At 64.2% G+C, this 22143-nt stretch carries 21 protein-coding genes; 13 read left to right on the forward strand and 8 right to left on the reverse strand.

The window, feature by feature from the left end; all coding sequences use genetic code 11:
* Positions 1-73 precede the first annotated feature (73 nt).
* From IVB29_RS01925 to IVB29_RS01935, 3 genes are read right to left on the reverse strand one after another with little or no spacing between them, the layout of a single operon-like run.
* Complete coding sequence (locus IVB29_RS01925) at positions 74-418, reverse strand: DUF1491 family protein (RefSeq protein WP_247501694.1); 345 nt, start codon at positions 416-418, stop codon at positions 74-76.
* Positions 419-475: 57 nt separating this feature from the next.
* Positions 476-1180, reverse strand: coding sequence for a peptidoglycan-binding domain-containing protein (locus tag IVB29_RS01930; protein WP_247501695.1), 705 nt, complete (start codon positions 1178-1180; stop codon positions 476-478).
* On the reverse strand, positions 1173-3053 hold the full coding sequence (locus IVB29_RS01935) for a PAS domain-containing sensor histidine kinase (protein ID WP_247501696.1): 1881 nt from the start codon (positions 3051-3053) through the stop codon (positions 1173-1175). The genes IVB29_RS01930 and IVB29_RS01935 overlap by 8 nt, the downstream gene beginning before the upstream one ends.
* 408 nt (positions 3054-3461) lie before the next feature.
* Here IVB29_RS01935 and IVB29_RS01940 point away from each other — a divergent pair, with 408 nt between their 5' ends.
* A complete protein-coding gene (locus IVB29_RS01940; RefSeq protein WP_247501697.1) occupies positions 3462-3881 on the forward strand; it encodes a DUF5330 domain-containing protein in 420 nt (139 codons plus the stop codon).
* Positions 3882-3949: 68 nt separating this feature from the next.
* Entirely contained in the window at positions 3950-4378 is a 429-nt protein-coding gene (locus IVB29_RS01945; protein ID WP_247501698.1) for a SufE family protein, read from the forward strand.
* A 9-nt stretch (positions 4379-4387) separates the two neighbouring features.
* Here the strand turns inward: IVB29_RS01945 and IVB29_RS01950 are convergent, their stop codons facing one another.
* Together IVB29_RS01950 and IVB29_RS01955 are read right to left on the reverse strand one after the other, a co-directional pair.
* Positions 4388-4804 (reverse strand): MucR family transcriptional regulator, encoded by a 417-nt coding sequence (locus tag IVB29_RS01950; RefSeq protein ID WP_247501699.1) that lies wholly within the window; start codon positions 4802-4804, stop codon positions 4388-4390.
* A 168-nt stretch (positions 4805-4972) separates the two neighbouring features.
* On the reverse strand, positions 4973-5827 hold the full coding sequence (locus IVB29_RS01955; RefSeq protein WP_247501700.1) for a DUF308 domain-containing protein: 855 nt from the start codon (positions 5825-5827) through the stop codon (positions 4973-4975).
* Between the two features lie 312 nt (positions 5828-6139).
* Between IVB29_RS01955 and IVB29_RS01960 the strand changes: the two genes are divergently transcribed.
* Together IVB29_RS01960 and IVB29_RS01965 are read left to right on the forward strand one after the other, a co-directional pair.
* Positions 6140-7789 carry a glycosyltransferase family 39 protein gene (locus tag IVB29_RS01960; RefSeq protein WP_247501701.1) on the forward strand — a complete coding sequence of 550 codons (1650 nt, stop codon included), beginning with the start codon at positions 6140-6142 and terminating at the stop codon, positions 7787-7789.
* 195 nt (positions 7790-7984) lie between these two features.
* Positions 7985-8764 carry a class II aldolase/adducin family protein gene (locus IVB29_RS01965; RefSeq protein WP_247501702.1) on the forward strand — a complete coding sequence of 260 codons (780 nt, stop codon included), beginning with the start codon at positions 7985-7987 and terminating at the stop codon, positions 8762-8764.
* Positions 8765-8993: 229 nt separating this feature from the next.
* Here IVB29_RS01965 and IVB29_RS01970 read toward each other — a convergent pair whose 3' ends face one another.
* From IVB29_RS01970 to IVB29_RS01980, 3 genes are all read right to left on the reverse strand, one after another.
* Positions 8994-10400 carry a M20/M25/M40 family metallo-hydrolase gene (locus IVB29_RS01970; protein WP_247501703.1) on the reverse strand — a complete coding sequence of 469 codons (1407 nt, stop codon included), beginning with the start codon at positions 10398-10400 and terminating at the stop codon, positions 8994-8996.
* A gap of 24 nt (positions 10401-10424) precedes the next feature.
* Entirely contained in the window at positions 10425-11753 is a 1329-nt protein-coding gene (locus IVB29_RS01975) for a glycosyltransferase family 87 protein (RefSeq protein WP_247501704.1), read from the reverse strand.
* Between the two features lie 131 nt (positions 11754-11884).
* Positions 11885-13504 carry a helicase HerA-like domain-containing protein gene (locus tag IVB29_RS01980; protein WP_247501705.1) on the reverse strand — a complete coding sequence of 540 codons (1620 nt, stop codon included), beginning with the start codon at positions 13502-13504 and terminating at the stop codon, positions 11885-11887.
* Between the two features lie 347 nt (positions 13505-13851).
* Between IVB29_RS01980 and IVB29_RS01985 the strand changes: the two genes are divergently transcribed.
* The 9 genes from IVB29_RS01985 to IVB29_RS02025 all read left to right on the forward strand — a co-directional run bounded on the left by IVB29_RS01985 (position 13852) and on the right by IVB29_RS02025 (position 22076).
* Positions 13852-14217 carry a DUF2267 domain-containing protein gene (locus IVB29_RS01985; RefSeq protein WP_247501706.1) on the forward strand — a complete coding sequence of 122 codons (366 nt, stop codon included), beginning with the start codon at positions 13852-13854 and terminating at the stop codon, positions 14215-14217.
* 24 nt (positions 14218-14241) lie between these two features.
* On the forward strand, positions 14242-14649 hold the full coding sequence (locus tag IVB29_RS01990) for a DUF4332 domain-containing protein (protein ID WP_247501707.1): 408 nt from the start codon (positions 14242-14244) through the stop codon (positions 14647-14649).
* A 270-nt stretch (positions 14650-14919) separates the two neighbouring features.
* Positions 14920-15792 (forward strand): dihydropteroate synthase, encoded by an 873-nt coding sequence (gene folP, locus IVB29_RS01995; RefSeq protein WP_247501708.1) that lies wholly within the window; start codon positions 14920-14922, stop codon positions 15790-15792.
* Entirely contained in the window at positions 15789-16157 is a 369-nt protein-coding gene (folB, locus tag IVB29_RS02000; RefSeq protein WP_247501709.1) for a dihydroneopterin aldolase, read from the forward strand. Before folP ends, folB begins: the two co-directional genes overlap by 4 nt.
* 1 nt (position 16158) lies before the next feature.
* On the forward strand, positions 16159-16650 hold the full coding sequence (gene folK / locus IVB29_RS02005; protein WP_247501710.1) for a 2-amino-4-hydroxy-6-hydroxymethyldihydropteridine diphosphokinase: 492 nt from the start codon (positions 16159-16161) through the stop codon (positions 16648-16650).
* Positions 16651-16731: 81 nt separating this feature from the next.
* On the forward strand, positions 16732-18603 hold the full coding sequence (locus tag IVB29_RS02010) for a methylmalonyl-CoA mutase family protein (protein ID WP_247501711.1): 1872 nt from the start codon (positions 16732-16734) through the stop codon (positions 18601-18603).
* Entirely contained in the window at positions 18600-19064 is a 465-nt protein-coding gene (locus IVB29_RS02015) for a GFA family protein (protein ID WP_247501712.1), read from the forward strand. Before IVB29_RS02010 ends, IVB29_RS02015 begins: the two co-directional genes overlap by 4 nt.
* A 23-nt stretch (positions 19065-19087) precedes the next feature.
* A complete protein-coding gene (gene scpA, locus IVB29_RS02020) occupies positions 19088-21244 on the forward strand; it encodes a methylmalonyl-CoA mutase (protein WP_247501784.1) in 2157 nt (718 codons plus the stop codon).
* Positions 21245-21299: 55 nt separating this feature from the next.
* Positions 21300-22076: an RsiV family protein gene (locus IVB29_RS02025; protein ID WP_247501785.1), complete on the forward strand. Its 777-nt coding sequence runs from the start codon at positions 21300-21302 to the stop codon at positions 22074-22076.
* Positions 22077-22143: the final 67 nt, after the last annotated feature.

A 22143-nucleotide genomic window follows, 5' to 3' on the forward strand; every position in this document is an offset into this window, starting at 1 on the left:
GATTCTGGATTGCTTCGCGGAGCCTGTCATCGGGCCGCGCTTCGCGCGGACCCGTTGGCACGCAATGACGGAGTTAGATCTTCGCCAATTCCAGGAAATGCCGCCCGGCGCGGTCTTCGGTCTCGACGATCCAGGCATCGGGATCGAAGCGGACTTCCTTGGTCAGCCGCTCTTCGACAGCAGGTTCCGGCATCGGCTGCGGCGCAAGCGGGACGAAGAAGCGATCGACAGGACGCCCGTCATCATAGGAGGTCTGCGGCGCCGGCACGTAGAGCATCGCATTGCCGTCGAGCAGCGACACTTTCACGAACACCGCGCCCGCCTCCTCGGCACCGCGACGACGCACCGCGCCGAACACGCCCTCGGTCTGGCACCGGCGCAGGTAGGCTGAGACCCAGATGTTTGATTTCAAACGCATGAGCGCACGATAGGCCAGTGCTGCAATCAGCACCAGCCTTCAGCTTTGTGCGACAACTTATTCGACGGGATGGCCGATTGCGGCGCCGAGCTCGCGCAGCAGGCGGTCGGACACCTGGCCGGTGACCTGCATCTTGTGCTCGCGCTCGAACTTCTGGATCGCGGACTGGGTCTCTCCGCCCATCGTGCCCGTGATCTTCAAATTGCCGTAGCCGTATTCGGACAGCGCGCGTTGCACGCCGGCGATGCGCCGCGCGGCCGGGCTCTGCTGCACCGGGATCGGCGCCGGCGGACGCGCGACGGCAACGGATTGCGGCACCGACGCCGTATGCTTGACCAGATTGGTCATGGGATCGCTGCCCGAACGTGGCGTCGATGCGGTCGCCTCGACCGGTTTTTCCAGGGCCCTCTCGGCAGGTTTCGGCTCGACGCGAAACTCGGTCGCCTTCGGCTCGAGCGGCGAGGTATCGGCGCCGACGGGGCGCGGACGCGGCAAGGGATTGGACAGCGGCACCGACGACGGCGCGGGAAGATTGATCACGGTGCCGAACATCGGCGCCGGATGCCGGCCGGTCTGAAGGAACAGTGCGTTGGCAACGATCGCGCTGATGGCGGCGACGGCGACCAGGCCGGCCAGCGTGTCCTTGGGGCTGTGCAGCAGCACGCGCATCACAAGGTTGCGCTCGGTCTCGACATCGACAACCGCGGCCTTGGCGCCACGACGGCGCGGAGCGGCTTCGCCCTTGGCAGACTTCTTAGGCACTTTTCTTCACCGGAGCAGGTTGGTCGTGAAGTTGATCGTGAGCGTGGTCCTGAAGTTCGTTATGTAGTTCCTGGCGCAGCACCGGCGTCAGCGTCGCGATCTTGCTCTCGGCCGGCTTGACTTGCGGCGGCGTGTAGACGAGCGGCAGCTTGACGGTGACGGCAGTGCCCTCGCCGAGTTTGCTTTGTACCGTCATTTCACCGATATGCAACGCCACGAGGCTCTTCACGATCGAAAGGCCGAGACCGGTTCCTTCGTGACGGCGCTGATAAGTCTTGCCGCATTGGAAGAACGGCGCACCGATGCGCTTGAGATCGTCCGGCGCAATGCCGACGCCGGTGTCGCTGATGCGCAGCGTGAGTTGCGAGCCCGTCACCGCGGCGGTCACCGAAACCTGGCCGCCACGCTCGGTGAACTTGATGGCGTTGGCGACGAGATTGAGCACGATCTGCTTGAAGGCCCTGGGATCGCCGGTCATCACAGGCAAATCCTGCGGCGCGTCGGTGATGAGGTCGATGCCGTTCTCACGCGCCTTCAGCGCCAGCAGATTGCAGCAATGCATCAGCGAGGCGCGCGGCGCGAACGGTTCCGACGCAATCTCGAAATTGCCCGATTCCATCTTCGACATGTCGAGGATGCCATTGACGACCGACAGCAGATGCTGGCCGGAATCATTGATGAGCTGGGCGTATTCCCTGCGCTGGGCCGCACCCAGCATCAAAGTCTGCTCCTGCGCGATCATCTCGGAGAAGCCGATGATGGCATTGAGCGGCGTGCGCAGCTCGTGGCTCATGGTGGCGAGGAAGCGCGTCTTGGCGGCATCGGCCGCTTCCGCCGCGCTGCGCGCCTGATCGAGCGTCTGTTCGGACAGCTTGCGATCGGTGATGTCGCGCATCACGCCGACGACTTCGGCCTCGCGCGTGGCATCACTGTCAAGATTCCGGCGGCCCGGATCCTGGTCGAGCGGCCGGCAGCGCATCTCGACCCAGATGAAATCGACCTGGCTGCGCTCGGAACCGGCAGGCTCGCGCCGCAACCGGAACTCGACGCTGCGCACGTCGCCGCGCGCGGCATCCGACAAAGCCGTGAGATAGGCCGGACGATCGGCGACATGGACGCGGTCGAACAGGCCGTGGCCATGCAACTGCGTCACTGATATGCCAACCATGGCTTCGGCGGCCGGCGAGATGAACTGAACCGCGCCGTTGCGCTGATGCCGCGAGATGACGTCGCTCATGTTGCGCGCGAGCAGGCGATAACGCTCCTCCTCGCGCGACAGTAGCGCAACGCTGGTGCGGGCAAGCGATTCCGCGCCGAAAGCGAGCCCCGCGGCATAAAGAGTGGCCGAGGCGACGCCGAATGCCATCAGCACGCCGCGCTGCGCGGCGCCCGGCTCTTGCACCGGCAGCCAGCCGAGCTGGCTGACCAGGATCAGCATTCCGGCGCAGGAGAGCGCGAGCAGCGAGGCAAAGGCCGCGACGCGGCGCGAGGCCGACAACGCAGCTTCGAGGGGAACCACGACCAGCCAGACCGCGGCGAATGATTCGATGCCGCCGGTCGTGATCGCAACCGCCATGATCAATCCGGCGAGCGCCAGCGACGACAGCACATGCGCGCCTTCGTAGCGTCCGGTGCGCGACAGGAACCAGGACAGCATGATGGGTGCGATCAGCCAGGCGAAGGCTGCGACCTCGACCGCACTCGGCGCGCCACGCATGGCGAGATAAACGGGGAATGCGGCAAAAGCCGCCAGGCTGCCCAGCAGCCGCGGCGCCATGAAGGCACGATGGCGTGCACGCGTCAGCGCATCGTAACGCGCGGAGGGATGCAGCAGCGCATCGAGACAATCGCGGATGATACTCAAAACTGTCACGGGTCTCGCGCTTCGGCTCACTCGTCGAGAAGACGCGCCGGAACGCCTCCTTATCGTTGAGCCACCGTGTCAGAGCGACCTTAAACGAGTGCTAAGGCGATGCCGCGTGCGGCCGGACACCGTGTCGTCGCGAAGCTTTTTAGACGATTTGACGACGTCTTCAGCGAGGATGGTGAACACAGGGTTTCACCTTCCATCTCATGGTTTCGAATTGGTGGATATGTGAACCCGGCGGAATTACGGGCATGGGCGTCAATCGAAAATTTACGAGACTGCGACTTGCGACAATTTTTGCGTAAATTCTCCGCGAATTAAGCGGAAGGCAATCACTTGCGATTTATCGAGAGTTGCTAGGTCCGACACCTCGCGGAGATCGCCGCGGCGGGATCTAACGTACAGGTCGATAAGATGCGCTTTCTGCTCCGCATCACATTCTGGCTCGGGCTGGTGCTGGTGCTCCTGCCGCGGGACAAGACACCCGAATCGGAGAAGCTGCCGCAGATCGGTGCTGCCGATGCGGTGCAGGCTGCGACCGCGGCCGTCTCCGACATGACCCAGTTCTGCAAGCGCCAGCCGGCGGCCTGCGAAGTCGGCGGACAGGCCGCGACCATCATCGGCCAGCGCGCCCAGGACGGCGCGCGCAAGATCTACCAGATCATCAACGAGAAGAAAGAGCAGCTCGAGAAGCCCGACAAGAAGGCGCCCGACCACACCGGCTCGATCGAACTGGCCGGCGAAGGCGATGCCGCATCGGGCGAGGCGCCGCGCGACACGCTGAGCCAGGACGACCTCGCGCTGGAATGGCGCGGACCGGTAGCGGCGAATTAGCCTCCAAACCCTATCGATTTCGCGGCTTCGCGACCCTATATTGGCCTGAACGGGAACACTGGGCCAGCATGACTGATATCGACGACATCAGGGACAATTTCGAGCTTCTGGACGATTGGGACGACCGCTACCGGTATGTCATCGAGCTCGGCCGCACCCTGGAACCGATGCCCGAGGCCGAGCACTCCGCCGCCAACAAGGTGAATGGTTGCGTCAGCCAGGTCTGGCTCCAGAAGCTGGTCGACCGCGATGGCGGCGCGCCGATCCTGAAATATCGCGGCGACAGCGACGCGCATATCGTGCGCGGACTGGTCGCGATCGTGCTCTCGCTTTATTCCGGCCGCACGCCGCAGGAGATCCTCGCCACCGACGCGATCGCGGTGTTCAACGAGTTCGGTTTTCGCGATCATCTATCCCCGCAGCGCTCCAACGGCCTGCGCTCGATGGTCGAGCGCATCAAGACCGACGCGAAAGAGGCGCTCGCGGAGGCATCGTAAGAAGCTTCGCTACTTCCGCTTCCGCTGCTGCTGTCCCAGACCCATCTGCTTTGCCAGTTGCGAGCGCGCCACCGCGTAGTTCGGCGCGACCATGGGATAGTCGGCGGGCAGACCCCACTTCTCGCGATATTGCTCCGGCGTCATGCTGTACTGGGTGCGCAGATGGCGCTTCAGCGACTTGAAGCGCTTGCCGTCTTCGAGGCACACCAGATAGTCCGGCGCGATCGACTTCTTCAGCGAGACCGCGGGCTTTGCGGGTTCGAGTGGCGCCGTCTCGGCGCGCCCTGACGCAACCCGCACCAGGGCGCCGTGCACCTGGCTGATCAGGTTCGAAATCTCGGCGGCCGGCGTCGGGTTGTTGCCGACATAGGCCGACACGATGCTCGCCGTCAGTTCGATGAAATTCTTGGCCCCGGCATCCGACATGGCCCGACCTTCCTTCAACCTTGCCTAAACCTTGCGTCCCAGCGGATTGACGACGCCAAAGTATTCCGTGTCAACAATACGTTCGGCTGAAATAAGACGATCGGCGAATATGGGTCGATTACTGACGATTTGATAACAGCGGCGGCACTTTACTTGTGAGGCGCCGGCTTAGCCACGCTGGTCGAGATGCGAGCGCAACTCGTCGATCGAGGCAAAGCGCATCATGCCTTCGGGCATCTGCGCTTCGATCGAGCCGTCGGAATAGAGCGAATAGGCCATGCCATCGACGATTCCGGATTTGAGCACGGTCACCGGCGCCTGCTCGACCTCCAGTTCCGGCTCGGGTGCGCGCGGCGGCGGGGCAGCCTCGGCAAAGGTCGATGGCGAGCGCGGCGGCGGGCGGCGCGCTGCGGCGGGCGGCTCAGGGGGGCGCATCCGATCCTGCTTCGGCCAGGCGTCGTCGAAGCTCGCGGGCGGCGTGTCCGGGGCGGCAGGCTCTGCGTGCGGCTGCGATGGCGGCGTACCGTCGGTGACCTTTGCCTCCGCACGTTCGCGTTCCTTGCGCGAGGTCGAGGCGAACAGCAAATTGCGCCGGCGCGGCGCTTCCGGATCTGCGGGTGGCGTTTCCGGCTCCGGCGCTGGCGGCGGCTCGACCCGCGGTCGCTCCCGCAGCGGTGCTTCGCCTTGCCATGGCGGCGGCGCGGCGGGCGGTGCCATTGGCTCGGTCCGCATCACCGGAGCAAGCGCCGGCTCGGGCACAGCAGCTCCAGGCGTCGCGAGACCCGGCAGCACGGGCCTGACCCGAACCTCGGAGGATGCGCCGGCCAGTCGTCGGGCGAGGCCCTTCAGCTCGAGCAACACGAAATACAGGCCGACCAGTAACATCCCGGAGCAGACGCCGATCGTGCCGGAGATTATGAGGGTGCTGCCGAGGCTGAATTCCCTGACGGTAAAGCCAAAAGCGACCGCAAGAAGGCCCGCCACGACGGCGACGATGCCCGCGATCAACAATGCCAAGGTCATCGAACTCACCCCAAGCCGCGCATCCACGCGCGACATCCTCTACGCCACGATACCGTCATACTGTGTTCCACGCCAACGGCCAATTGTTGGCAGCGTTCCTTAGAGGAAGGAAATCAGGGACTTATTCACATTCCCTTCAGCTACGGATCGTTACTGCTAGCGTGCCACCAGTTGCAAGGATTTGCTGCGTCGCATCAGGAATTTAGCCATAATGCCCAATTACTTGGTAATGGAACTGCGCTATAGGGATTCCGGGGAAGTGGCCCGCGCGCACCGGCAGGGCCAAGAGGGGATTCCGGGTCACCAATAGCCATGACAGCCATCACGACTTCGGCGATCGACACGCCTCTGCGGCGCTCGGTCGAACGGACTTGCGACGATCTCGCCATGCTGGTGCTGGCTGCGGTCGCCGTCATCGCAGGCTTGACCTTCCGCGACTACGGGCTCGGCTGGGACGATTACACCCACGCTGAATATGCCGACTTGTTGCTGCGCATGTACGGTTCCGGCTTCAGGGACACCGCGGCGCTCTCCTTTGCGAATCTCTACATGTATGGCGGCGGCTTCGACATGTTCGCCGCCCTCCTCCACAAGGTCATCCCGCTAGAGCTGTTCGAGACGCGCCGTCTGGTCGGTGCGATCGTCGGCCTGATCGGGCTTTCGGTGACGTGGCGGCTCGGCCGCCGCGTCGGCGGACCGCTTGCAGGGCTCGCGGCGCTGCTGCTGCTCGCGCTTTGCCCGATCTTCTACGGCCACATGTTCATGAACCCGAAGGATGCGCCCTTCGCGGTGGCGATGATCATCCTGATGCTGGGCCTGATCCGGCTCGCGGAGGAGTATCCGCAGCCCTCGCCCCGCACCATCCTGATCGTCGGTCTGGGTGCGGGCCTGTCGCTCGGCTGCCGCATCCTCGGCGGGCTCGCGCTGGTCTACGCCGTGATCGGCTTCATGCCGCTGTTCCTCGAGGAGCTGCGCACTGAAGGCGTCCGCGAAGCAGCCCGCCGCTTCGCCCATGTCGTCTATGTGCTGCTGCCTGGCCTTGCGCTCGGCTATCTCGTGATGGGCCTGATCTGGCCGTGGTCGATCATGGAGCCCGGCAATCCCTTCGAGGCGCTGACCTACTTCTCGCACTTCTTCGAAAAGCCCTGGAAGGAGATGTTCGACGGCGCGATCGTGTCCGTGCCCGACATGCCCTGGTCCTATCTGCCGACGCTGTTCGCGCTTCAGCTGTCCGAGGTGATGCTGCTGCTGATGGGCGGCGCGGTGTTCAGCACCTTCGCCATGCTGCCGCGAAGCGAGGTTCCGGCGCGCCGCAAGACCATCCTCCTGATGCTGACGTTGGCGGCGACCCTGCCGCTCGCGATCGCGATGGTGAAGCGTCCGGCGCTCTACAACGGCATCCGCCATTTCGTCTTCGTGATCCCGCCGATGGCGGTGCTCGGCGGCGTCGCCTTCGCATGGACCATGGAGCGCCTGCGCGCCAATCATCGCGCCTGGCAGCCGGTCGTGCTCGCCACCTTCTGCTTTGGCCTCGCGCTGCCGCTCGCGGAGATGATCCGGCTGCATCCCTATCAATATACGCATTTCAACCACATCGCCGGCACGGTGCGCTCTGCCGACGACCGCTTCATGCTGGACTATTGGGGTCTCGCGCTGAAGCAGGCCTCCGACGAACTCCGCGAGCAGCTCGTCGAGCGCCAGGAAGCGCCGCCGCGCAACCGCAAATGGAAGGTCGCGGTGTGCGGTCCGCAGCGTCCGGCGCAGGTCGCGCTCGGGCCCGACTTCACCATCGGCTGGGATTCCAATGCGGCCGATTTCGCCATGACGCTCGGCGAGTTCTACTGCAAGGGCCTGACCGCGCCCGTTTTAGTCGAGATCAAGCGCGACGACGTGGTATTCGCCCGCGTCTACGACATCCGCGGCAGCAGCATTTCCAGCCTGCTCTCGATCCCGGCGCCGTAATAATTTTCTCCTGGCCCGAAGCCCGGATGAACGAAAGCGACATCCGGGTTTCTCGCGCTTCCGTCTTCGCTCTCCGAGCTACGGCGGACAAGCATGCGGGCTACGCTGAACTGCCACGCTCCCGGCGCCTTGCCGCCGACCTCCACCGAGACTAGGCTCCCTCCCCGCAACAACGATGTTTCGGAGAGACCTGCCATGTCACCAGCGGAAGCGCGCCTGAAGGAAGTGCCGTCTGATATGACGGAGGCCGAGTGGCAGCAACGGGTCAATCTCGCCGCCTGCTATCGTCTGGTCGCGCTCTATGGCTGGGACGATCTGGTCGATACCCACATCTCCGCGCGCGTGCCGGGCCCCGACCATCACTTCCTCATCAATCCCTACGGGCTGATGTTCGACGAGATCACGGCGTCGAGCTTGGTCAAGGTCGATTTGCACGGCAACCAGCTCTCCGAGAGCGAGTACAGCATCAACCCGGCCGGCTTCACCATCCACTCGGCGATCCACGAAGTGCGCGAGGACGCGATCTGCGTGCTGCATCTCCACACCCTCGACGGCACCGCGGTGTCGAGCAGCGCCGAAGGCCTGCTGCCGCTGAACCAGACCGCGCAGCTCGTCACCCACGACCTCGCCTATCACGATTATGAAGGCATTGCGCTCGACCATGACGAGCGGCCGCGGCTGCAGAAGGATCTCGGCGACCACAACCACATGCTCTTGCGCAACCACGGCACGATGACGGTCGGCCGCTCGGTCGCCTCCGCCTTCGAGCGCATGTATCACCTCGAGCGCGCCTGCTCGATGCAAGTTCGCACCCGCGCGCTGGGCACCCCGGTCTATCCGGTGGATGATATCGCGATCGACAAGAACACCGAGCTGCTCGCCAACCGCGACCGCGCCGAGCTGCGCGCGACCAACCTGGTGTGGCCGCCGCTGCTCCGCAAGCTCGACCGCGAGCTTCCGGGCTACCGGTCTTGAGATTTTCGGGATTTCGTGTAGGGTAGTCGTCAACACCCTCTGCACGTTTCGGAATGAAACGCCGCCCAATTCCGGGCGGCGTTTTTATTTGAGGGGGAGCTTCGTAGGGTGGATTAGCGAAGCGTCATCCACCATGCATCCGAGAATGCGGAACGAAGTTGGTGGATTACGCCAGCTGACTGCGCTTCGCGCAGCCGCGGGCTAATCCACACCCTACGGCACCGTGCCCTTACTTCACCTCCGCCAGCGCGGCGAGGATCCTTGCCCAGGAGCGGATGCCCTTCTGGAAGCTGCGGAGGTCGTATTTCTCGTTCGGCGAGTGGATGTTGTCGTCGTCGAGGCCGAAGCCGACCAGCAGCGAGTCCAGCCCCAGCGTGCGCTTGAAGTCGGCGACGATCGGGATCGAGGCGCCGGAGCCCATCAGCACGGTCTCCTTGCCCCATTCTTCCGTCAGCGCCTTGCTGGCCGCCGCAAGCGGCTTCATGTTCCAGTCGAGCGCAACGGCAGGCGCGGCCGAATGGTCGCCGAACTCGACCTTGCAGTCGCCGGGAATGCGAGCCGACACGTAATCGCGAAAGGCCTTGCGGATCTTCTGGGGGTCCTGCCCTTCGACCAGACGGAACGAGACTTTTGCCGAGGCGTGCGACGGGATCACCGTCTTGGAGCCTTCGCCGATATAGCCGCCCCAGATGCCGTTGACGTCGCAGGTCGGACGCGAAGAGGCCTGCTCGATCAGCAGCCGGCCCTTTTCGCCGGCCGGGATCGACAGGCCGATCGGCTTCAAGAACATCTCCGGCGTGAGATTGAGCTTCTTCCACTGCTCCAGGATATCGGGCGGCAAATCCTGCACCCCGTCGTAGAAGCCGGGGATGGTGATGCGGTTGTCGTCGTCGAACAGACCGCCGAGAATCTTGGTCAGCACCCGGATCGGGTTCATGGCGCTGCCGCCGAACACGCCGGAATGCAGATCGCGATTGGCGGCGGTGATCTTCAGCTCTTCATAGAGCAGGCCGCGCAGCGACGTCGTGATCGCCGGCGTGTTGCGGTCCCACATGCCGGTGTCGCAGACCAGCACGTAGTCGGCCTTGAACTCGTCCTTGTTGGCCTCGATGAACGGGACAAAGTTCTTCGAGCCGACTTCTTCTTCGCCCTCGATCAGGAAGGTGATGTCGATCGGCAGCGAGCCCGTCACCTTCTTCCAGGCGCGGCAGGCCTCGACGAAGGTCATCACCTGGCCTTTGTCGTCCTCGGCGCCGCGCGCGACGATGATCTTGCGGCCGTCGGCATGGTCGGTGACCACGGGCTCGAACGGCGGACGGCTCCAGAGATTTTCCGGATCAACCGGCTGCACGTCGTAATGGCCGTAGAAGATCACATGCGGCCGTCCGCCCGCCTTGTCGTCTCCCTTGGTCTTGCCGACGATCGCCGGATGGCCAGCGGTGGGCCGCACTTCGGTTGCGACGCCCAGGCTCGCGATATCCTTGGCGAGATGCTCGGCCGCCGCCTTGCAGTCGGCCGCGAAGGCCGGATCCGCGGAGATCGACTTGATCCGCAACAGCGAGAACAGACGCTCCAGGCTGTTATCAAAATCCTTGTCGATGTGATCGAGCACGGATTGAAGCTGTGCATTGGCCATGGTCGGATTCCCTGCGTTCGAGTCTTAGGAGGTCCCGGGTTTTAGCGCTGTCGCAGGCTCGGAGCCAGCCGCAACCGGCGGATGCCGGATGTGCCATGCGAGGCTACCTGCAAGAATGGCGGTCGCGATCAGATTATTGCCCCAGGCCTGGATGACATTGGGAAACCACGGCAGCGCCAGCAGCATGAGGATGCCGGCGGCGCCCAGCGCGAGCCAGGTTCCCAGGCGCACATTCGCCCGCTCGTCAAAGGCGGCGCGATGCATCAGCACCGTCATCGGGAAGTACAGCCACATGAAGTAGTATTGCCGCGCCAAAGGCGAGGCCACCGTCATCAGGCAGAACAGAATGCCGAGCTCTTCGGCATCCGAGCGCGCCGTCCGCCGTCTTTGCGGCGGCATCACCGCGAGGAAGCCGAGCCCGAGCAACGCCGACACCGCCAGCACGATCAAGTTCGCCGTGTTGTAGTCGACGTCGACGACATTCATCGTGCGCGGCGGCTTGTTGGGATCTTCCTGATTGTAGTTGATCGGCCGGACCAGCCGGTGCGTCACGGCGATAAGGGACTGGTTGACCCACGACCAGTTCTGCTCGTCGCGCTGGCCAAAGCCCTTTTCCGAGCTCGCGCCGACCATGCCCTGATACCAGGTCTTGAGTTCGGCCGCGTTGCGCTCGAAGCCGCGGATCGGCGCCGGCACGATATAAAGAAGGATTCCGGTGAAGGCGACCGTCGCGACCACGGCCGACCATTTCCGCCGCCAGATGAGATAAGGCAGCACCGCGATCGGGAATACCTTGATGGCGGTGGCGAGCGCGAACAGGAAGCCCGCGAACCAGGGCCGCTGATGCTGCAAGCACCAGAAGCCCCACAGCATCATCGCCAGCAGGACGAGGTTCGGCTGGCCGAGGTCGAACATGTCGAACACGAAGGTCACGGTGACGAGTGCCGGTAAAGCTTCCAGCCACGGGCCGGCCCTTTGGCCCGATCCCGTCATGGCATTGGAGAACATGCCCGTGTACCACCACGCCACGACATTCAGGATCGACAGGACGGCGTAGAGCGCGATCTTGCCGAACCAGCTCGGGATCGCCAGCAGGATCGCCGGCAATGGCGGATAGATGAACTCGAAGTACTCGCTGAGATTGCCCGGATAGAGCGGCCTTCCCTGCAAGACCTGCTGTCCGGCCCAATACCAGAGCCCATAATCCTTGGTCTTGCCGTGGCCGAAGATCTCCGGACCGAGGACATCAGCGGTCAGGATCAGGCAGCACAGCACGAAGAGCAGGTCGAGCGGCGCACGCAGCGAGAGGGTCCGGAATGCGCCCGGTTTGTCTGATAGATTCGGTGATGTCACATTATATCCAGTCGGCAACATCTAGCACGTAGCAGACCAACGGACGCTTGGAGAACCCCCCTCACCCGAATTTGTACCCGTCGCGCGCTCGCCCCTGGCAGACGAATTGCCCCAAACAGGGCTTGGCTTGCCTACCTCCGCAGCAACCCGCCAAGCGCGCCGCGGACCAGGGTGCGGCCGATCGAGCCGCCGAGCTGGCCGGCAACCGACTTGCCGACATTGGCCGCCATTCCTCCGATTACCTGGTTGGTCACCGATCGCGTCACGTCACGCGCGATGACCTGGCCCGCGGACAGGCGGCCGCGCTTGACGTTGGTGCCGAAGATGGTGCCGACGATCGAGCCGATCTGGCCGAGGATGCCTCCGCCGCCGCCCGCGGGAGCATCCGCCGTCGCCGCCGTGCCGGCGATGCGCTTCTGGATCATCTCATAGGCGGACTCTGCATCGACAGCGGTGTCGTATTTGCCCTTCACCGGGCTTGCATCCATGATCGCCTTGCGCTCTTCCGGCGTGATCGGCCCGATCCGGGCCGATGGCGGCCGGACCATGACACGCTCGACCATCGCAGGCGTGCCGTTGCCTTCGAGGAAGGACACCAAAGCCTCACCCTTGCCGAGCTCCATGATCACCTTGGCGGTGTCGAGCTTCGGGTTGGGGCGGAAGGTCTGGGCCGCGGCCGCGACCGCCTTCTGATCGCGCGGGGTGAAGGCGCGCAGCGCATGCTGCACCCGATTGCCCAATTGCCCGAGCACGCGGTCGGGAACGTCGACCGGGTTCTGCGTCACGAAGTAGACGCCGACGCCCTTGGAGCGGATCAGGCGCACCACCTGCTCGATCTTGTCCATCAGCGCCTTCGGCGCGTCGTTGAACAACAGATGCGCCTCGTCGAAGAAGAACACCAGTTTGGGCTTGGGCAGATCGCCCGCTTCAGGCAGCTCCTCGAACAGCTCTGACAGCATCCACAGCAGGAATGTCGCGTAAAGCCGTGGACTCTGAAGCAGCTTGTCGGCAACAAGGATGTTGACCATGCCGCGGCCGTCGCGGTCGGTCTTCATGAAGTCCTTCAGCGTCAGCGCCGGCTCGCCGAAGAATTTGGTGCCGCCCTGGTTCTCCAGCACCAGAAGCTGGCGCTGGATGGTGCCGACGGTGGCCTTGGTGACGTTGCCAAAACCCTGCGCCGCCTTCTTGATGTCGGCAAGCGGACTTTCCTCGGCGTCCGCGCCCTTCTTGCCGGCATCCGGCACGATGGCATCGAGCAGCGCGCGCAGATCCTTCATATCGATGAGGGTCAGGCCGGCGTCGTCGGCGACGCGGAAGGCGACATTGAGCACGCCTTCCTGCACATCGTTCAGGTCGAGCATGCGCGCGAGCAGAAGCGGCCCCATCTCGGTGACGGTCGCCCGCACCGGATGCCCCTGCTCGCCGAAAACGTCCCAAAACACCGTGGAGAACTGGTCGGGCTGGAATGTCAGCCCCATCTCCGTGGCACGCTTGACGATGAAATCTTTGGCTTCTCCGACCTCGGAGATGCCGGAGAGGTCGCCCTTGATGTCGGAGGCGAAGACCGGGACACCGGCGCGCGCAAATCCTTCCGCCATGACTTGCAGCGTCACGGTCTTGCCGGTTCCGGTTGCACCGGTAACGAGACCATGGCGATTGGCGAGCGCCAGCGTCAGCCATGCCTGCTCGTCTCCCTTGCCGACGAAGATCTTGTCGTCGGTATCGCCGAGCTTGCTGTCCTGTGCGGTCATTATTCTCTCTGATCTCTCTGCGGTGTTTCGCGTATTGAAACTCAAATGCACCAGTTCCGTAGTTTAGCGCATGTCGCGCCGATTAAAACCGTTCAACGCGCCTCAAGCATGCGACATTACCGGAAGCAAACGAACGACATCAGCCGAAAGTAGGAACGCGGCGTTCGCACCGCGGCAATTTTTTGCTGATTCCATCTCTGCTCTTGCATCGCTGCAACACCTTTCGCGTGTTCGAGACTGAATCGGAACGTTGGCTGCGTTCATCGCTTGTATTTCACATCACACCGGCTCAAGATCATTTTCGAAAACAATACTCCAGCATGTGAACCGGCTGAGGGGCAGGCCATATGGACGAGCTGATCGGGCGGCTGGCGACAAACGCCAGCGTAGATAGTGCTGTCGCTGAAAAAACCGTCGGCATCATCCTGGGCTTCCTCCGCAACGAAGGTCCTTCCGAGAACGTCGAAGCCCTGATCAATCATATTCCCGGTGCGGAAGCGGTGATCGAGGCATCCAGGAGCGGCGGTGGACTGTCGCGGCTGATGGGCGGCGGCCTGATGGCGGTCGGCACGCGCCTGATGGGCCTGGGCCTTGGCATGTCCGAGATTCAGAACATTGCCCGTGAACTTTTCCGCTACGGCCGAGACAAAATCGGAGCGGATCAGATGGGCAAGATCATCGCCGGCACTCCGGGCCTTAGCCAGTTCGCCTGAGCGACGCTTTTCATATTGAGTATCATGACATATCCGATCTCCGAGATTGACGGCCTGCCGGCCTTTGCCGCCAACAAGTTGAAGGCACAGGGAATCCGCACCACCGATGCGCTGCTCGATGCGGCCTCGACGGTGAAGGGCCGCAAGGCGCTCTCCGCCAAGACCGGCATCAGCGAGCAGCAATTGCTCGAATGGGCCAACGTCTCCGACTACATGCGCATCCCCGGGATGGGCCGCGCCAAGGTCGGCCTCGTCCGCGCCGCCGGCGTCACCACCGTGCGCGAGCTCTCCTATCGGAATCCGGCAAGGCTCGCCCAGAGCATGCGGGACGCCAACGAAAAGAAGAAGCTCGTCCGCATCCTGCCGTCGGAGAAGTCGGTCGGCGACATCATCGCCAAGGCGAAGAAGCTGCAGCCGAAGATTACGTATTGAGGCGGACTCTCACTAGCGAACTCGACAATAGGTCTCGTGTCCCGGACGCGCTGCAACGCCCTTAGCGTTGCTGCGCAGAGCCGGGACCCATACTACGCGAGTGTTCGCCCGTGACATGAGCCCCGGCTCAGCAGCGCCCCCCTAAAGAAGCGCTGCGCTGCGTCCGGGGCACGAGAGCGTCGAAACGGGACGCGCACCCAAGCCTCATTCGAGCACCATTCCCCCCTTCCCGCCTTGAACTCCCCCTCCCCGACCGCTAAAGCGGGCCGCATGAATGCCTCGCCCTCCCCATCCGTCCCGCCGGCCGGCTCGGCCGGGGCTGATACGTTGCGGAAACTGCTGGAACGACCGATCCCGGCAGTGATGGGCGTGCTCAACATCACCCCGGACTCCTTCTCCGACGGCGGCCAGTTCATCGCGCCCGCGCAGGCGCTGAAGCGGGCGCGGGCCATGATCGAGGCTGGCGTCGACATCATCGACATCGGCGCCGAATCCACCCGGCCCTACACCGGCGCGAAGGCGGTTACGGCGGCGGACGAGCTTGCGCGGCTGAAGCCGGTGCTGGCAGGCGTGGTGGCGCTCGGCGTTCCCGTGTCGATCGACAGCATGAAGGCGGAGGTGGTGGCCTTCGCGCTCGACCAGGGCGCGGCTATCGCCAACGACGTCTGGGGCCTGCAACGCGATGCCGGCATGGCTCGGCTGGTCGCCGCGAAAGCTGTCCCAATCATCGTGATGCACAACCGCGACAGCGCCGATCCCGCCATCGACATCGTCGTGGACATGAAAGCGTTCTTCCTGCGCTCGCTGGATATCGCCGCGAAGGCCGGCATCGCGCGCGAGAAAATCGTGCTCGATCCCGGCATCGGTTTCGGCAAGACCGCCGAGCAGAGCATGATCGCCCTGGCGCGGCTCGGCGAGCTCGACATGTTCGGCCTGCCGATCCTGGTTGGTGCCTCGCGAAAACGCTTCATCGCTTCGGTATCGCCGTCGGAGCCATCGGGGCGGCTCGCCGGCTCGATCGCCGCGCATCTGATTGCCGCGCAGCGCGGCGCAAAAATCATCCGGACCCATGACGTCGCCGAGACCTTGCAGGCCCTGCGGGTCGCCAACGCAATCGAGAGCAAGCCAGTGAGCAAGCAATGACCGATACGATCTTCGTCACCGGCCTGTCGATCCACGCCCGCCATGGCGTGATGGAGCACGAGACCGAGGTCGGCCAGCGGTTTATCATCGATCTCGAACTCTATACAGACCTGTCGGAGCCCTCGCGCTCTGACAAGCTCGCCGACACCGTGTCCTACGCCGAAGTCGTGGCGACCACGACGGCGGCCTTCAAGAACACCAATTACAAGCTTTTGGAGCGCGCTGCCGGTGCGGTGGCCGATGCCATCCTGTCGCACTTCCCGCGCATCCGCGCGGTGAAGATCACCGTGCACAAGCCGCATGCGCCGATCGCGGCGATCTTCGACGACGTCGGCATCATGCTGACGCGCGCGCGGCATCCCTGATATGGCGAGCGTGCTGATCGCGCTCGGCGGCAATGTCGGCGATGTCCGCACGACATTCCGCAAGGCGATCTCCCACATCTGCGGCATGGCGCAAGCCGCAATGATCGCGCGCTCCTCGGATTACAGCACCCCGCCCTGGGGCGACGAGGACCAGGATCCCTTCATCAATGCTTGCGTCGAGATCGAGACCGACCTCGATCCGCACGCGCTGCTGTTCGTGATGCAGAAGGTCGAGCAGAAGTTCGGCCGCACGCGCAACAAAGAGCGGCAATGGGGCCCGCGCACGCTCGATCTCGACATGATCGCCTATGACGATGTGTCGTTTCAGAAGCCCGATCTGACCCTGCCGCATCCGCGCCTGTTCGAGCGGGCCTTCGTGCTGGTGCCGCTGGCGGAAATCGCGCCGGACCGTGTGATATCAGGCATTCGTGTACGTGACGGGCTTGCCAGCGTCTCGACGCAAGGCATTGAGCGGCTTCCGGATACCGGTTAACCAAAAACAACCGTTTGCAGGGACGGTCGGCCGTGGCAATTTCGGCTGCGAACAACAAGATTTTCGGGAGCCCCTGGCCGCATGACCTCCGTGATTGACGACCTGCCCCTGGCGGCCGATTTCCCCAAGGCGACCGTCGAGGACTGGCGCAAGCTGGTCGACGGCGTGCTGAAGGGCGCGCCGTTCGAGAAGCTGGTTGGCAAGACCTATGACGGCATCAAGATCGATCCGCTCTATCCGCGCGCCAAGGGCGTTGCGCCCGTGGTCGGACGGCCGGCGACTGCACCCTGGCAGATCGTGCAGCGGATCGACCATCCCGACGCGGTGGCCGCGAATGCGCAGGCGCTGACCGATCTGGAGAATGGCGCGACCGGACTCGCGCTGGTGTTCGCCGGTGGCAATGGCGCTTACGGTTTCGGCCTGGAACCGACGGCCGATGCCGTCGCAAAAATCCTGAAGGACATTCATCTCGACGCCGGCATCGGCATCGAACTCCAGGTCGGTCCGCAATCGCGGATGGCCGCGATCCATGTCGCGGAATATGTGAAGAGCAACAGCATCGATCCCGCCGCCTGCAACATCCGCTTCGGCCTCGATCCGCTCGCGGCCTGCGCGGTTTGGGGCCACAGCCCTTATACCTGGGACGAGATCGTTCCCGCCGTCACCGGCGGCATCAAGGGCCTTGCCGCACTCGGCTTCAAGGGGCCGTTCGCGTCCGCAGATGGGCGCGTGATCCACGATGCCGGCGGCTCCGAGGTGCAGGAGCTTGCCTTCGTGCTCGCTTGCGGCGTTGCCTATTTGCGCGCGATCGAAGGTGCCGGCGTTCCGTTGGAAGCCGCGCAGGGCATGGTCTATGCGCGGCTTTCCGCCGACGCCGACCAGTTTCTGACCATGGTAAAATTCCGCGCATTGCGGCTGTTGTGGGCACGCATCGAGACCGCGTGCGGGCTGACGCCGAAGCCGCTCTTCGTCGCCGCCGATACCGCCTGGCGCATGCTGACGCAGCGCGACCCTTACGTGAACATGCTGCGCGCGACCATCGCGACATTCGCCGCGGGCCTTGCCGGGGCCAATGCGATCACCGTGCTGCCGCATACGCTGGCGCTCGGGCTGCCCGATCCGTTCGCGCGGCGCGTGGCGCGCAACACACAAGCCCTGCTGCTGGAAGAAAGCAATCTCGCCAAGGTCAGCGATCCCGCCGCGGGTGCAGGCGGCATCGAGACGCTGACGGCGCAGCTCTGCGACGCCGCCTGGGCGCTGTTCCAGGAGAGCGAGAAGGCCGGCGGCGCTTTTGCCGCCCTTCAGCAAGGCCTGTTCCAGAGCAAGGTCGCGGCTGCGCGCAAAGCGCGAGACGCCAACATCGCAAAGCGCCGCGACGTGCTGACCGGCGCCAGCGAGTTTCCGAACCTGCATGAGCGCGAGACGACGGTGCTGAAGGCAACGCCGATCGCGCTCGCACCGTATGGCGAGCCAAAATACAAGTTTGACGCGCTGCCGCCGATCCGGCTCGCGGAACCGTTCGAGGCGTTGCGCGACAAATCCGACGCGGCACTGAAGGCGCGCGGCGCACGGCCGAAAGTCTTCTTGGCCAATCTCGGTACGGCCGCAGATTTCACCGCGCGCGCCACCTTCGCCAAAAGCTTCTTCGAGGCCGGCGGTATCGAGGCCGTCGACAGCGAGGGCTTTGCCGATCCGGCCACGCTGGCCGTCGCCTTCAAGGCCTCCGGTGCCGGGCTTGCCTGTCTTTGTTCCAGCGACAAGGCCTATGCGGAACACGCCGAAGCCGCGGCGAAGGCCCTGCAAACGGCGGGCGCACGACATATCTATCTGGCAGGCCGCCCGACTGATGCCGAGGCGGCGCTGCGTGCCGCCGGCGTCACGGGTTTTGTCTTTGCCGGCGGCGATGCGCTTGCGACGTTGCAGGACGCCTATCGACGAATGGAGCAGGCATGACCGAGGCGAGCAAACCCGTTCTCACCGGCGGCTGCCAATGCGGCGCGGTGCGCTTTGCGCTGACCGCCGCGCCGAACAAGATTTCGATCTGCCATTGCCGGATGTGCCAGAAGGCGAGCGGTGCGCCGTTCGCCTCCTTCGCCGATATCAACCGGACCGATTTCGTCTGGACCAAGGGAGAGCCGGCGTTGTTCCGCTCCTCCTCGATCGCCGACCGCGGCTATTGCGCCGCCTGCGGCACGCCTTTGAGTTTCGGCCGCATCGACGGCGACCGGATCGAGATCATGACCGGCGCCTTCGACCGCCCCGACCGGCTGGTGCCGACCCGGCAATACGGGACAGAGTCGCGCCTCGGCTGGGTGGTCGGCATCTCCAATCTGCCGAGCCAGACCACGCAGCAGAATTACGGACCGGAGAAGATGGCGACCATCGTCAGCCATCAGCATCCGGACCATGATTGAGCGCCTATGATATGGTTGAAGCCATGAGCCGCATTCCGGACTTCGCAAACGTCGCCTTCGAGCGCAGCGCCACCGGCGCCCCAACCGGCAGCTCCGAGCCATGGCTGACACCCGAGGGCATTCTGGTGAAGCCGGCCTATGGCGAGGCGGATCTGGCCGGGCTCGATTTCCTCGAGACTTATCCCGGCATCGCGCCGTTCCTGCGCGGCCCCTACCCGACCATGTATGTCAACCAGCCCTGGACCGTCAGGCAATATGCCGGCTTCTCCACGGCGGAGGATTCCAACGCGTTCTACCGCCGCAACCTCGCGGCCGGACAGAAGGGCCTTTCGGTCGCCTTCGATCTTGCCACCCATCGCGGCTATGACTCGGATCATCCGCGCGTCGGCGGCGACGTCGGCATGGCCGGCGTGGCCATCGATTCCATCTACGACATGCGCACCCTGTTTGCGGGCATCCCGCTCGACCAGATGAGCGTGTCGATGACCATGAACGGCGCGGTGCTGCCGATCCTCGCACTCTACGTCGCTGCCGCCGAGGAACAGGGTGTGCCGCCGGAGAAACTCTCGGGCACCATTCAGAACGACATTCTGAAAGAGTTCATGGTGCGCAACACCTACATCTACCCGCCCGCGCCCTCGATGCGGATCATCTCGGACATCTTCGCCTACACTTCCACGAAGATGCCGAAATACAATTCGATCTCGATCTCCGGCTATCACATGCAGGAGGCCGGCGCGACGCAGGACCTTGAGCTGGCCTATACGCTGGCCGACGGCGTCGAATATCTGCGCGCCGGTCTTGCCGCCGGCCTCGACGTCGACCGCTTCGCGCCGCGGCTGTCGTTCTTCTGGGCGATCGGCATGAACTTCTTCATGGAAGTCGCCAAGCTGCGCGCCGCGCGCCTGCTCTGGGCGAAGCTGCTGAAGCCGTTCAATCCGAAAGACCCGCGCTCGCTATCGCTGCGCACGCACAGCCAGACCTCGGGCTGGTCGCTGACCGCGCAGGACGTCTTCAACAACGTGATGCGCACGACGGTGGAGGCGATGGCGGCCACCCAGGGCCACACCCAGTCGCTGCACACCAATGCGCTCGACGAGGCGCTGGCGCTGCCGACCGATTTCTCGGCGCGCATCGCCCGCAACACCCAGCTGTTCCTGCAGCAGGAGAGCGGCACCACCCGCATCATCGATCCCTGGGGCGGCTCGTATTATGTCGAGCGCCTCACGCGCGATCTCGCCGCAAAAGCCTGGGGCCATATCCAGGAGGTCGAGGAGCTCGGCGGCATGGCCAAGGCGATCGAGGCCGGCGTGCCAAAACTGCGCATCGAGGAGGCCTCGGCCAAGACCCAGGCCCGCATCGATGCCGGCAGGCAGGCCGTGATCGGCGTCAACAAGTACAAGCCGACTGACGAAGCCGCCATCGACATCCTCAAGGTCGACAACACCAATGTGCGGCGCTTGCAGATCGACAAGCTGACGCGGCTGAAATCCGAGCGCAGCCAGAAGGACGTCGATGCCGCGCTCGCCGCGATCACGCGCTCGGCCGGCGAAGGCAACGGCAATCTGCTCGCGCTCGCCATCGACGCGGCGCGGGCGAAGGCAACCGTCGGCGAAATCTCGGACGCGATGGAAAAGGTGTTCGGCCGCCACCGCGCCGAGATCAAGTCCATCACCGGCGTCTACAAGCGGGAAGCATCCAGCATGGGCAATCAGGTCGAGAAGGTTCAAACACTGATCGACGTCTTCGAGGAGGCCGAAGGCCGCCGCCCGCGCATCCTGGTCGCAAAAATCGGCCAGGACGGCCACGACCGCGGCCAGAAGGTGATCGCGTCCGCCTTCGCAGATATCGGCTTCGACGTCGACATCGGGCCGCTGTTTGCAACCGCCGACGAAGCTGCGCGCCAGGCGGTCGAAAATGATGTGCACATTCTCGGCGTCTCCTCGCTCGCAGCGGCCCACCTCACCGCGGTGCCTGAACTGAAGGCCGCGCTGAAGAAGCAGGGCCGCGACGACATCATGATCATCATCGGCGGCGTGGTGCCGCCGCAGGATTACGATGCGCTTTATGCGGCCGGCGCCGAAGCGATCTTCCCGCCCGGCACCGTGATCGCGGAAGCGGCCGAAGAGCTGATCCGCAAGCTGAACGCCCGGCTCGGGCATAGCGAGGCGGCGGAGTAATTCCGCCGCCACCAATCTCCGACAGGAAGGATATTGCGTGATTTTTTCCGCGCCAATGTTCATGCGCGCGCTCGCTGTGGTCGCAGCTTGCAGCGCGTTGTTCAGTACCGCCGTCGCGGCCGATCCGAAGCCCGAAGCCGCCATCAAGACCAAGAGCATCGACGCCCGCATCTTCCTCGACGACAAGATCAAAGCCAACGCAGCACTGGCAGCGGATTGCCTTGCCGAGGGCAAGAAGTGGCTCGACAAGAACGCCGCTGACGCTGCCGCCTCGCGCAAGGAGGATCCGCAGTTCTTCAAGGACGGCGGCTGGGATTTTGAGCGCAGATATTCAATCCGCTCCGTCGTCGCCGATCGCTATGTCAGCGTGCTGCGCAACGACTACATGGACACCCATGGCGCCCATCCCAATTCGGACGTGAACACGATCCTTTGGGACAAGGCCGAGAGCAAGCGCATCTCGATCCGGCCGTTCTTCACCGAGACCGCCGATGGCGGCCCGACCATGAAGGCGATGGTGAAGGCCGTGGTCGTCTCGCTCAGGGCCGAGAAAAAGAAGCGCGACACCAGCGAGACCGCGACCGACGAATGGTTCAAGAGCGTGGAGCCGAGCCTCGTCAAGATCGGCGCGGTGACGCTGGCGCCGTCAACCGAAGCCGGCAAGAGTTCCGGCCTCACCTTCCATTACCCGCCTTACGCGGTCGGCCCCTACGCCGAGGGCGAATATGTCGCATTCGTGCCGTGGGAGACGTTGAAGCCGTTCCTGACCGCAGAAGGCGCGCGCATTTTCGGCGGTGGACGGCCGAAGGGCGATGCGGACGAGCAGCAATAAATCTGGACGGGACCATTTGCTCACAACGTAGTGGCGCGGCTTCTTGCGACATCGGCGCAAATCCGCC

This window comes from Bradyrhizobium sp. 1 (assembly GCF_023073315.1).
Classification (GTDB): domain Bacteria; phylum Pseudomonadota; class Alphaproteobacteria; order Rhizobiales; family Xanthobacteraceae; genus Bradyrhizobium.